Raw genomic sequence first — 12,295 nt, 5'->3', positions numbered from 1 at the left:
TTTGTTAAAGTAACAATCACGGTTACTTAACATCAAAAAAAGATTTCTAATCCATCTTTGCAACAAGAAATTAAACACACAAAAAATTATTAAAACGATTATGAAAAAATCAATTTTAAACTTCGTTACAGTTATTGCTTTATCAGGAAGTTTGTTTACAAGCTGTTCTAGCGATGATGAAAACAAAGCTCCAACTTCAAGTTTTGTAGTTGATGCTGCTAATTTTAAAGGAACAATCACGGATGGTGAAGTAGTACTTGATGCATCTAAAACGTATAAATTGACTGGTGCAATAAAAGTAGAAAGCGGAGCAACTTTAACAATTCCTGCTGGAACTACTATTGAAGGTACAGGCGGAACTGCATCTTATATCGCAATTGCACAAGGAGGAAAAATCAACGTAAACGGTACTGCTGCAAAACCAGTTATCATGACCGCTACAGTTAAAGAAGCTGGTAAATGGGGTGGTTTAGTAATTTGTGGTAAAGCTCCAATCAACCGTGTAAGCGGTGGTGCTAGTACTGCGACATCTGAAGTTGCTGAATTAACTTATGGAGGAACTAACTCTGCTGATAACTCAGGTTCTATTAGATATTTAAGAATTGAATATGCTGGAGCTGCTTTCAACTCTGAAAAAGAATTTAACGGACTTTCATTCTTTGGAGTTGGTTCAGGAACAACTGTTGAGTATGTAGAAGCTTACCACGGTGCTGATGACGGATTTGAATTTTTTGGAGGCTCTGTAAACACTTCAAACTTAATCTCTATCGGTAACGAAGACGATCAATTTGATTGGACAGAAGGATGGAACGGTACAAATACTAACTGGTATGGAAAATTAGATTTTGGAAAAGGAAACAGAGGAATCGAAGCTGATAACTTTGAATTTGGATATGCTTTTACTCCAATAGCTAACCCTACTATTACAAATTTAAGCCTTGTTGGACCTGGAAGTACTGCAGCTGTTGCTAACTTCGCAGAAAACCAAGCTATCAAATTAAGAAGAGGAACTAAAGGAATTATTACAAACGTAGTTTTAAGCTCTTGGGCAACTGGTATCGATGTTGAAAACGACGAAACTATTGCTTTCGTTGGAACTGCTTTAAAAGTTTCAAATGTATTATTTGTTACTGATGTACCTGCAAAAACTAAAGGAAAGAAAACTGCTGTTGCTCCGGCTACAAGTGGAGTAAGTGCTGATGTATCTGCTATATTAACTGAATCTGCTACTGCTACAGGAGCAGGAAATGGTGTCGCTGCTCCAACATGGGCTGCTACTTGGTCAGTTGGATTCTAATCACTTCAACCCTAAAATGTTAAAAACATCCTAAATTATTAGGATGTTTTTTTTTGGCGTAGTTTTTGTAATTTTTTTTGTATATTTACAGTAATCAAAACAATGCGATGGCAAAAAACTACTTTTATATTACATTCTTATTGGCTTTTTTCTTTACTCTAAGTGTTTCGGCACAAGAGAGCAAGCAATTACCAAAACCTCAAGATGCAACCAGCATTGAGGGACTAAGCTTGTACCCTAATCCTGTCACAAGCGGAAAAGTAAACATCTCTTCCAAAAACGACTTAGAAAAAGAAATTATAATTTTTGATGTTTTGGGTAAAAAAGTACTTCAAACACATTTAAGCTCAAGAGAATTAAACGTTTCAGATTTAGTTCCCGGCGTTTATATCATAAAAATAAGCGAAGAAAATGCTTCTGCAACCAGAAAGCTCATTATTCGATAAATTATAAAAAGCTCCTTTTCGGGAGCTTTTTTAGTTTTTAGTCTCAGTCACAGTTTTCAGTTTCACCGTGTGTCAAAAACTACGACTGAACACTGCGACTAAAAACTAAAAAGAATATCTTTGCACAAAAAAAGTTTTGATCACAGCCAACGATATATTTACGATTTCGAGTCACAAACAATTTGAAAAAATAGCTTTAAAAGTTTTTCGCTATCAGCACGAGAATAATATCGTATACCGTGATTTCTGCGATTTTTTGAAAGTCAATCCACAACAGGTAAAATCACTGGAACAAATTCCGTTTTTACCCATCCAATTTTTCAAAAGTCATGCTGTTGTTTCCAATAATGATCCTGCTCAGGTAACTTTTACCAGTAGCGGAACCACAGGAATGATTACCAGCCGACATTTAGTGACCAATGTTTCCCTATATGAGGAAAGTTACCGCAATGGGTTTTCGCAATTTTATGGTAACATCGAAGATTATGTTGTTTTAGCCCTTTTACCGTCCTATCTGGAACGCGATGGCTCTTCGTTAATTTATATGGTCGAAGATCTCATAAAACTATCCAATCAGCCTGAAAGCGGGTTTTATTTACACAATTATGACGACTTAATCAAAAAGTTAACCGCTCTGGACGAATCCGGGCAAAATGTTATATTAATTGGTGTTACTTATGCCTTATTAGATTTGATCGAAAAACATCAGTTTAAACTGCAAAACACCATTATTATGGAAACTGGCGGAATGAAAGGCAGACGCAAAGAAATGATTCGCGAAGAATTACACGAGCAACTTTGCAACGGTTTTGGAGTTACGGCAATTCACTCAGAATATGGCATGACCGAACTTTTAGGACAAGCCTATTCTTTAGGCGAGGGTGTTTTTGAATGTCCGTCCTGGATGCACATTTTAGTTCGTGATCCCGAAGATGCACTGACGTATGTAAAAGATGGAAAAACAGGCGGAATCAATGTGGTCGATTTAGCCAACATCAATTCCTGCTCTTTTATCGCTACGCAGGATTTAGGCAAAAAAAATCCCAACAACTCTTTCGAGGTATTGGGACGTTTTGATAATTCTGATATTCGTGGTTGTAATTTAATGGTGCTTTAAAAAAGTTTAATCGTTAATTTATTTAATCAGTTAATCGAAGAAATAATCAAACAATAATTAAGATCATTAATTTCTCTCCAATTTATGTATAGTATCTAATCCGTCTTTAGTTAATAACTCTCTTCCCTTCTTAGCTCTAAGAAGTTATTAACCAAATTATAATATTCTTATCCAGGATTTATATATAAAAAACGCTTTCGAGGTATTGATACATTTTTATAATTCCAATTCGCAAGAGTACACGCAATTTAATAACCCATCGTTAATATGCGGAAAATACTACATTTATATTTAATATTTACTTTTAAAGTAAAATTTTAAATATAAAATTATGAAAAAAATTACTTTACTAGTATTTAGTTTTTTGACCATTATTGGCTGGTCGCAAAGTTCAAATTACAGGTATCACGAATTACAAGATTTAGGTTCCACAATAGAATCGGCTATTGCAATTGAATGTATTCAGCACTATTCTCCTGTAGGAGTAAGGGAAGTAAACTTAAAACAAAATTTCAAATTAGAAGTTGGCAAAATTTACAAAGCAGATTTAGGTTTAACTTATGGAAACTTTGGCACAAGATATTACAAGGTAACATACGCTCACGACTCAGGAGTTGACATGGGAGATGTAGTTGATACTCCTCCAAATTTTGGTGCTCCAATTACAGACTTATGTAATTCATTATCTAGAAAGTTTATAAGACCCATTTTATTAGGATCAACATTACAAGAAGCTCAAAATAACTTTTGTTCAAGCTTAACCGTCAATAGTACCAGAGAAACAGTAAACATTAAAATAGCAAAATCATTATCTTCAGGTGATGTTTGTTATATGGATTTTGGAAAAGGTGCTAATTATTATTTAATTGACGGAGCAGATGTAGAAAGTGGAGATGCTGATTATGAAGTAGACTCTACTGATAATAATTCTCTTTTTTCTCTTGTTGCATTCAACTGCCAAAAACCAGACTTGCAAGCTGTGTCAGTTGATCCTGAAACTATCAATGACAATTATTATCGAGGATCTGGCATAGGAAAACGTGCTTATTATTATATAAGAAATATAGGTACCAATATTGAAAACACCAATACCTTACTTACATTATATTTAACCACATCAAGAAACTTTATAACTGCTAACGATATTAAGCTTGCTAGTAGTGGATTAGAACGAGAATACGTAAACAGCGGTGTTATCAGTGCCTTAAGTTTCAGTATTCCTTATAATGCAAGTATTGGTAAATATTATTTAACTTTAAAGATAACAAACAGGGAAGATATTAATACATATAATAACATAGTCTCATCAGTATCCAGAATAACTATTAAAGACGGAACACCTCCAACTACACCAATACCAACTCCAACACCTACTCCTGCCCCAATAGGAAAGCCAGATTTAATTATCGACCCAAATAATACACTTGCATATAGCGATGACTGTTTTGATTGTAATCCCACATTAAGCGAAAACAAAAAAAGACACAGAATAAACAATCAGTCTGGTTCGTTAAGATTTCCTATAGTATCTATTAAAAACATAGGAACTGCTATGTCATCTACAACAAATCTTAGATTTTATGTATCATCTGATGCTACGTTGGATACTTCAGATATAAAATATAACGGAAATCCAGTATCCATAAATGCCATTAAGCCTGAAGAATTATTTGTACTACAAGGGGTTACTATCTTTTCTACAAATTTTGGTAATATTGGCTCTACATTAAATGGAAATTGGAACATCCTTATGGTTGTTGACGATGCTAAAACAAATACAGAATTAAACGAAAATAACAATATAACAGCTATACCTGTAACATTCTATAATCCTTTTGCAAAAACTGCACAAGACAAATTAGAATCCCAGGAATCTTATTCGATAAATATTTATAATTTTGATGGGCAAAAAGTCCTAACCAAAGAAGTTAAAACTAAAGAAGAAGAAAACAAATCACTAGATTCATTAAAAAGCGGCATTTACATTATTAAATCTAAAGATGAAACCCGAAAAGTCATTAAATAAAACATTCATTAATACGAAAAAGCATCAGCCATGGCTGATGCTTTTTTATTTATATGCGTTTAACTCTAAAGTTAAACCACTCTTACTACAAAATAATTCTTCTTCCCACTTTGCAATAACACAAACTGATTATTGATTAAATCATTTGCTGTCAGAACAAAATCTTCTTTGATTTTTTCTCTGTTTACCGAAATTGAGTTGGCGGTTAAGGCACGTCTTGCTTCTCCGTTTGATTTAAAAAACCCCGATTTTTCGTTTAAAACCGTAATAATATCCAATCCGTTTGCTAAATCAGCTTTTGCAATTTCAGCTTGCGGAACACCGTCAAAAACTTCTAAAAAAGTAGTTTCATCCAGTTTCTTCAAATCGTCTGCAGTAGAATTTCCAAACAAAATATTCGAAGCCTGAATTGCTTTTTCTAATTCTTCTTCAGAGTGAACAAAAATCGTGATTTCTTCAGCCAGTTTCTTTTGTAAAACTCTTAAATGCGGAGCCGTTTTGTGCTCTTCGATCAATGCATCAATCGTTTCTTTGTCTAAAAAAGTAAAGATTTTAATATATTTTTCAGCATCAACATCTGTAGCATTTACCCAAAATTGGTAAAATTTATATACTGAAGTTTTATCTGCATCCAGCCAAACATTTCCACCTTCAGATTTCCCGAATTTAGAACCATCTGCTTTTGTAATTAATGGCGTTGTTAAGGCAAAAGCTTTTGCGTTCTCTCCTCCCATTCTGCGCACTAATTCTGTTCCGGTGGTAATATTACCCCATTGATCAGAACCTCCCATTTGCAAAACACAATTGTTGTTTTTATATAAATGATAAAAATCGTATCCCTGAATCAATTGATAGGTAAACTCTGTAAAAGACATTCCTTCGCCTTCTCCGGCTAATCGTTTTTTTACAGAATCCTTCGCCATCATATAATTTACCGTGATACGTTTTCCTACTTCACGGGCAAAATCAATAAACGAGAATTCTTTCATCCAATCATAGTTATTTACCATAACCGGAGCATTTGCATCTTTTGAATTAAAGTCTAAGAAACGAGACAAAACACTTTTTATTCCTGCAACATTTTTAGCCAAAGTTTCTTCGTTCAGCAAATTTCTCTCGTCAGATTTACCAGATGGATCACCAATCATTCCGGTTGCACCACCAACCAAAGAGATCGCTTTATGACCGGTTCTGTTTAGGTGAACCAATAAAATAATCTGAACCATACTACCAATATGTAGTGAATCTGCCGTTGGATCAAAACCTATATATGCCGTTGTTACCTCTTTAAGCAATTGTTCTTCCGTTCCGGGCATGCTATCATGATATAACCCTCGCCACTTTAATTCTTCAACTAGATTCTTCATTTTTTAAAATAATTTGTGCAAATGTAATCAATGTCAATATCAAAATCAAAAAGCAATGCCAATATCAAGGTCAAAAAGCAATATCAATAACAAAAGCAAATTACAATACTAATCAAAACCAGGTCTTTGAGCCTCTGCATCTTTGAACCTTTGATCCTTTATAAAAAAACCTTCGCTACTTTGAACCTCTCTCCCTTTGCACCTTTAAACCAAAATCGGTATATTTACAAAATGGTATTAGTAACTGGAGGAACAGGTTTAGTTGGCGCACATTTATTACTTCATTTAATTGAAAATGGAGAAACAGTTCGGGCAATTTACCGAAACCGGAATACCATTGAAAAAACAAAACTAGTTTTCGAACTCTATAAAAAGGGGGAATTATTCGAAAAAATCAATTGGCTGGAAGCTGATATTCTGGACGTCCCTTCGTTAGAAATTGCCTTTACAGATATCGATTATGTTTACCATTGTGCAGCTTTAATCTCTTTTGATCCTAAAGACGAAGATGCTCTTCGAAAAACGAATATCGAAGGAACTGCCAATATGGTTAATTTTTCTATTGCCAAAGACGTAAAGAAATTTTGTTTTGTAAGCTCTATTGCGGCTTTAGGCGATCTGGCACCACACGAAACTTACATCACTGAAGAAACGGACTGGAATCCGGAAAAACCACACAGCGATTATGCCATTTCTAAATATGGTGCCGAAATGGAAGTTTGGCGCGCGCTGCAGGAAGGATTGGATGTTATTATTATAAATCCGGGTGTAATTTTAGGCCCCGTTTCAAAAACAAAAATCTTTGATCAGGGAAGTAGTGAATTGTATCAAAAAGTAGCCAACGGGCTTTCATTTTACACTCTTGGCAGTACTGGTTTTATCACCATTACCGATGTGATACGAATTGCACATGAATTAATGAAAAGCGAGATCAAGAACGAACGTTTTACGCTAATTGCAGACAACATTGTATTTCAGGACATATTAAATACGATTGCAGAGGTTTTAAAAGTAAAAAAGCCAGGTATTCATGCTAAACCTTTGTTGATGAATTTTCTTTGGATGGCAGATGCTGTTTTTTCGACTTTATTTTTCCAGAAGAGGCGTTTTACAAAAGCAACTGCAAAAGCTTCTTATTCTAAAAACCTGTACTCAAATGAAAAAATAAAAACCGCTCTGGGAGCGGTTTTCTTAGATGTCCATCACTATATAAAGGAGGCTTCGAAATTATAAAACTATCTTTTTTTTCTGGATTGTATTAATTGCTTTATCGAATCAATGTTTACTTGTTGTTTCAAAGGTTTTTTAACAACGTCTTTAATAGAATCTTTAGGCTTATTTTTCTTTTCTTTTGCAGCTTTTTTATCTTCAATTTTCAGGATTGAATCTGTAGCTCTTTGGTTAACTGCCAATCGCTTGCCAATTTCATCAAACATATCTTTGTATGTTTCATAATCAGTAGCATAATACTTATTGCTTTGTGCAAATTGCAAACTATCTACTTTATATTTTTTAAGAATAAATCGGGTAGGATCTGTTTGAACGGAATCTAATGATAACGGATTTTGATATTTCATCGCATCCAATAGAGACAAATCATACATAATATCAATCATCTTCCCTTTTTCTATAAGTTTTGCAGGTTCTTTAATCAACTCTTTTTTACAACTTACAGCAAGAAACAAAACCAATACTATTACTATACAATTCTTCATTTCAGTTTTTTATCTGTCAAACAATAATCTTTTTCCGTTGCGCAGGTCTTTTACTTTAAAATTATTATAAACCAATTCGCCATTTACAAAAGTATGGGTTATTCTTGATTTAAAAGTATAATTCTCAAAAGGCGACCATCCGCATTTCGCCAAAATATTTTCTGGTTTTACACTCCATGGCAAACTTGGATTTACAAGTACCAAATCAGCAAAATAACCTTCTTTTATAAAACCTCTTTTTTCGATCTTGAAAATCTTAGCCGGATTGTGACACATCTTCTCCACAATTTTCTCTACACTAATTTTTCCCTGATGGTGTGCTTCAAACATTGCCACAACAGCATGTTGTACAAGTGGCCCGCCAGAAGGTGCATTTAGATACGATTGCATTTTTTCTTCTTTTGTATGAGGGGCGTGATCTGTAGCAATTACATCAATACGACCGTCATTTAAAGCATCCCAAAGTGCTTTTCTGTCTTTTTCAGTTTTAACAGCAGGGTTCCATTTTATAAAATTCCCTTTTGTTTTATAATCCTCATCTGTAAACCAAAGATGGTGCACACAAACCTCGGCCGTAATTTTTTTATCTTCTAATGGAATTTTGTTCGTAAACAATTCCATTTCTTTTGCAGTAGAAAGGTGAAAGATGTGCAAACGAGCTCCAGTTTTCTTTGCCAGTGCCACTGCTTTTGAAGACGATATATAACAAGCCTCGGCACTACGAATTAAATGGTGCGCTGTTACGGGAACCTCATCTCCATATTGCTCTTTAAAAATAGCAAGATTATTTTGAATCGTCGTTTCATCTTCGCAATGAACAGCAATTAACAGGGGCGTACTTGAGAATATTTTTTCTAAAGTTGCTTCGTTATCCACTAACATATTTCCGGTCGAAGATCCCAGAAAGATTTTGATTCCGGCAACATTCTTTGGGTTGGTTTTTAAAACCTCTTCCAGATTATCATTGGTAGCACCCATCATAAACGAATAATTTGCGTATGACTTTACCGCTGCAATTTGATATTTATCTTCTAAAATTTCCTGAGTAACGGCATTAGGAACCGTATTAGGCTGTTCGATAAAAGAAGTAATTCCTCCTGCAACCGCCGCTCTGGATTCTGATTCGATATCGCCTTTATGCGTCAATCCCGGTTCTCTAAAATGTACCTGATCATCGATTGCACCCGGAATTAAGTAACTCCCTTCGGCATCAATTACTTTACAATCGGATGTTTTTAAGCTTATGCTATCTGAAACCTCAACTATTAAGTCATTTTCAATTAAAACATCTCCTTCAAAAATAGATCCCTCGTTTACAATTTTAGCATTTTTTATTAAAATCCTATTCATCGTCTTGTGTTTATAATGTATTGACTAATTTTTTTAATCGTAATGAAATTACACCCAGAATTGCTTCTTTGATAATCGCATTGCTCATTTTCGAAACTCCCCTGGTTCTGTCTGTAAAGATAATTGGAACCTCTGTAATTTCAAATTTAGCACAATACGTTCTGTATTTCATCTCGATCTGAAAAGCATAACCCACAAATTTAATTTTGTTAAGGTTTATCTTTTCCAGCACTTCTCTTTTATAACAAACAAAACCTGCTGTTGCGTCATGAATTTTCATTCCGGTAATAAACTTAACATAAACGGAGGCAAAATAAGACATTAAAACACGACTTAAAGGCCAGTTTACAACGTTTACACCTGTTACATAACGAGATCCAATAGCTAAATCTGCTCCACCAAAATGGCAGGCATCAAACAATTTTTCAAGATCATTGGGGTTGTGCGAAAAATCAGCATCCATCTCAAAAATATAATCGTATTGGCGTTCCAAAGCCCATTTAAAACCATGAACATAAGCGGTACCTAAACCTGATTTTTTAGCTCTTTTTTCCAGAAACAACCTGTCAGGAAATTCTTCCTGCAACGCAATCACCTTATTGGCCGTAAAATCCGGCGAGTTATCATCTATTATTAAAAGATGAAAAGGTTTATGTTGCGAAAGCACAGCTCTAACTATACTTTCAATATTTTCGATTTCGTTATAAGTGGGAATTATGACAATACAATCATTCATTTTTCTGCGTAAATTTCACCGCAAAAGTAAACTTTTTATAGCATTTGATTCATAATAAATAGATAATAAAAGTATTGATACAAAAAATTACTAATTTTGCAGCGTTATGATTGAACAACTTCACCCTCGAATTATCGAAAACAAAGACTGGGCAACACTTTTATTTGTGTTAACCTTTGCTGTTGTTGCTATGACCAAATCAGCTTATGAAACTCGATTTAGCGAATTTAGCAAGCTTATTTTTTCAGACAAATACGCAAAAATCTATCGTGATAACAACCACCTGAAAAGTAGTTTTACAGTTGGCTTATTCTTTGTTCAGGTTATATCGTATGCTTTTTTCATTCAATTGACCATGCATATCTTTTCGCAGGACCCTAAAACCGGAGCTTACAGTATACTAAAAACCGATTGGATTTTATTTATTCAGATTGCCACATTCTTGCTTTACTTTATTTTAGCTAAGTTTTTAATCGAAAAAATTGTCGCAACTTCTTTCAACATCGATGAGTTTGCCGACCTTTTTAACTTACAAAAAGTTACCTACAGAACTTATATTGGCGTTTTAGTGCTTCCTATTAATGCAATTTTGTTTTATTATGACAATATTCCTAAAATTATACCGCTTGCAATCATAGCCATTTCACTGTGTATCAGCCTGTATTCATATTTTATTTCAATAAAAACGTATCAAAACGTAATAATCAGCAAGTTATTTTATTTTATTTTATATCTTTGCGCTCTTGAAATAGCACCTTATTATTTTCTTTATTATTGGATTACAAAAGGGAGTGCTTAGAAAATGTTTATTATATGAAAGTGAAAACAATTTTGGTGTCACAGCCTGAACCTAAAGTGGAAAATTCTCCTTACTTTGAGCTCCAACAAAAACACAAAATAAAAATTGATTTCAGACCATTTATTCATGTGGAAGGGGTTAATGCAAAAGAGATTCGATTACAAAAAATCGACCTTAATCATTATACTGCTATAATTTTGACAAGCCGTAATGCGGTAGATCATTTTTTTAGGGTAGCGGATGAAATGCGTTATAAAGTTCCTGAAGGATTGAAATATTTCTGCCAATCTGAAGCTGTTGCATTTTACCTGCAAAAGTATGTTGTGTATAGAAAACGTAAAATTTACGTTGGGGCAAAAGATTTTGCAGATTTATCTCCTCTTATCAAAAAGTACAAAGACGAAAAGTTTTTGCTTCCGGCATCTGATCAATTAAATGCTGATGCGCCTATTACATTAAACAATCTAAAAGTAGACTGGGCACAAGCTGTTTTTTACAAAACAGTAATGAGCGACTTATCTGACCTTGCAGATGTTTATTATGACGTTTTAGCATTCTTTAGTCCAACCGGAATTAAATCATTGTTTAAAAACTTCCCGGACTTTAAACAAAACGATACCAGAATCGCTGTTTTTGGAAGCACAACTCAAAAAGAAGCTCTTGATCACGGTCTAAGAATCGATATTCTTGCACCAACTCCAGAAACGCCTTCTATGACAATGGCTTTAGAAAAATATATCGCAGAAGCAAACAAAGGAAAATAATCCTTTTAGAAAATACTCCCGAAAGATCGGGATTAGAAATTCCAAATTTCAACTTTACCGTTGAGATTTGGAATTTTTCTTTTTAAATCATTTTGAGTACATTTGATTTCTAACTACAACCAAATCACTAAAAATTAGTTTCAAATTACAACCCGCATGAAAATCAACTCCCTTATAATTGAAATTGACGGTATCGACAAAGAAATCCTTCGCTATTTAATGGATGATGCCCGAAAACCTATTTTGCAAATTGCCAACAAAATAGGAATCTCCGGAGCAGCAATTCATCAGCGTTTAAAGAAACTCGAACAATCCGGCGTAATTTCAGGCTCTAAATTTACTGTAAACCCAAAAGTTTTAGGCTACAACACAATGGCCTTCGTTGGTGTTTACCTTGACAAAGCCTCCAGGAACTCTGAAGCCGTAAAAGACTTAAAAAAGATCCCTGAAGTTCTTGAATGTCATTACACTACCGGAAACTGGTCGGTTTTGATCAAAATAATCTGTCGTGACAACGAACACTTAATGCAACTTTTAAACACTAAAATTCAAGCGATAGAAGGCGTTTCCAGAACCGAAACCTTTATTTCGCTAGATCAGCAAATCGACAGACAAATTCAATTGTAAATTAGAGAATGAGTCAATTTGATAATTTGATAATATACAAAAACCCGATTA

General features: G+C 34.2%; 12 protein-coding genes. 8 read left to right on the top strand and 4 right to left on the bottom strand.

From position 1 onward, the window contains the following. Positions 1–100 precede the first annotated feature (100 nt). From B0A64_RS13920 to B0A64_RS13905, 4 genes are all read left to right on the top strand, one after another. A complete protein-coding gene (locus B0A64_RS13920) occupies positions 101–1,297 on the top strand; it encodes a hypothetical protein (protein ID WP_089480128.1) in 1,197 nt (398 codons plus the stop codon). A gap of 107 nt (positions 1,298–1,404) precedes the next feature. After that, positions 1,405–1,743, top strand: coding sequence for a T9SS type A sorting domain-containing protein (locus tag B0A64_RS13915; protein ID WP_089480127.1), 339 nt, complete (start codon positions 1,405–1,407; stop codon positions 1,741–1,743). Between the two features lie 136 nt (positions 1,744–1,879). Next, complete coding sequence (locus B0A64_RS13910; RefSeq protein ID WP_089480126.1) at positions 1,880–2,860, top strand: LuxE/PaaK family acyltransferase; 981 nt, start codon at positions 1,880–1,882, stop codon at positions 2,858–2,860. Between the two features lie 331 nt (positions 2,861–3,191). Then, entirely contained in the window at positions 3,192–4,886 is a 1,695-nt protein-coding gene (locus tag B0A64_RS13905) for a T9SS type A sorting domain-containing protein (protein ID WP_089480125.1), read from the top strand. Positions 4,887–4,957: 71 nt separating this feature from the next. Here B0A64_RS13905 and tyrS read toward each other — a convergent pair whose 3' ends face one another. Then, a complete protein-coding gene (gene tyrS / locus B0A64_RS13900; RefSeq protein WP_089480124.1) occupies positions 4,958–6,253 on the bottom strand; it encodes a tyrosine--tRNA ligase in 1,296 nt (431 codons plus the stop codon). 231 nt (positions 6,254–6,484) lie between these two features. Here tyrS and B0A64_RS13895 point away from each other — a divergent pair, with 231 nt between their 5' ends. Then, entirely contained in the window at positions 6,485–7,486 is a 1,002-nt protein-coding gene (locus B0A64_RS13895) for an NAD-dependent epimerase/dehydratase family protein (protein WP_089480123.1), read from the top strand. A gap of 2 nt (positions 7,487–7,488) precedes the next feature. On the opposite strand, the gene B0A64_RS13890 is transcribed toward B0A64_RS13895, so the two are convergent. The 3 genes from B0A64_RS13890 to B0A64_RS13880 are packed head-to-tail and all read right to left on the bottom strand — an operon-like array spanning position 7,489 to position 10,054. Then, positions 7,489–7,968: a DUF4296 domain-containing protein gene (locus B0A64_RS13890; protein ID WP_089480122.1), complete on the bottom strand. Its 480-nt coding sequence runs from the start codon at positions 7,966–7,968 to the stop codon at positions 7,489–7,491. A 9-nt stretch (positions 7,969–7,977) separates the two neighbouring features. Next, positions 7,978–9,318: a dihydroorotase gene (locus B0A64_RS13885; RefSeq protein ID WP_089480121.1), complete on the bottom strand. Its 1,341-nt coding sequence runs from the start codon at positions 9,316–9,318 to the stop codon at positions 7,978–7,980. 10 nt (positions 9,319–9,328) lie between these two features. Beyond that, complete coding sequence (locus B0A64_RS13880) at positions 9,329–10,054, bottom strand: polyprenol monophosphomannose synthase (protein ID WP_089480120.1); 726 nt, start codon at positions 10,052–10,054, stop codon at positions 9,329–9,331. Between the two features lie 106 nt (positions 10,055–10,160). Here B0A64_RS13880 and B0A64_RS13875 point away from each other — a divergent pair, with 106 nt between their 5' ends. The 3 genes from B0A64_RS13875 to B0A64_RS13865 all read left to right on the top strand — a co-directional run bounded on the left by B0A64_RS13875 (position 10,161) and on the right by B0A64_RS13865 (position 12,244). Then, a complete protein-coding gene (locus tag B0A64_RS13875; protein ID WP_089480119.1) occupies positions 10,161–10,853 on the top strand; it encodes a DUF4271 domain-containing protein in 693 nt (230 codons plus the stop codon). Positions 10,854–10,867: 14 nt separating this feature from the next. Beyond that, a complete protein-coding gene (locus B0A64_RS13870; RefSeq protein ID WP_041518659.1) occupies positions 10,868–11,617 on the top strand; it encodes a uroporphyrinogen-III synthase in 750 nt (249 codons plus the stop codon). A 156-nt stretch (positions 11,618–11,773) separates the two neighbouring features. Further along, on the top strand, positions 11,774–12,244 hold the full coding sequence (locus tag B0A64_RS13865) for an Lrp/AsnC family transcriptional regulator (protein WP_017496220.1): 471 nt from the start codon (positions 11,774–11,776) through the stop codon (positions 12,242–12,244). Positions 12,245–12,295 lie beyond the last annotated feature (51 nt).

Source organism: Flavobacterium araucananum, from assembly GCF_002222055.1.
Lineage (GTDB): Bacteria > Bacteroidota > Bacteroidia > Flavobacteriales > Flavobacteriaceae > Flavobacterium > Flavobacterium araucananum.
The sequence above is the reverse complement of the archived record's forward strand: the minus strand, read 5'-3'. Positions and strand labels throughout refer to the sequence as shown.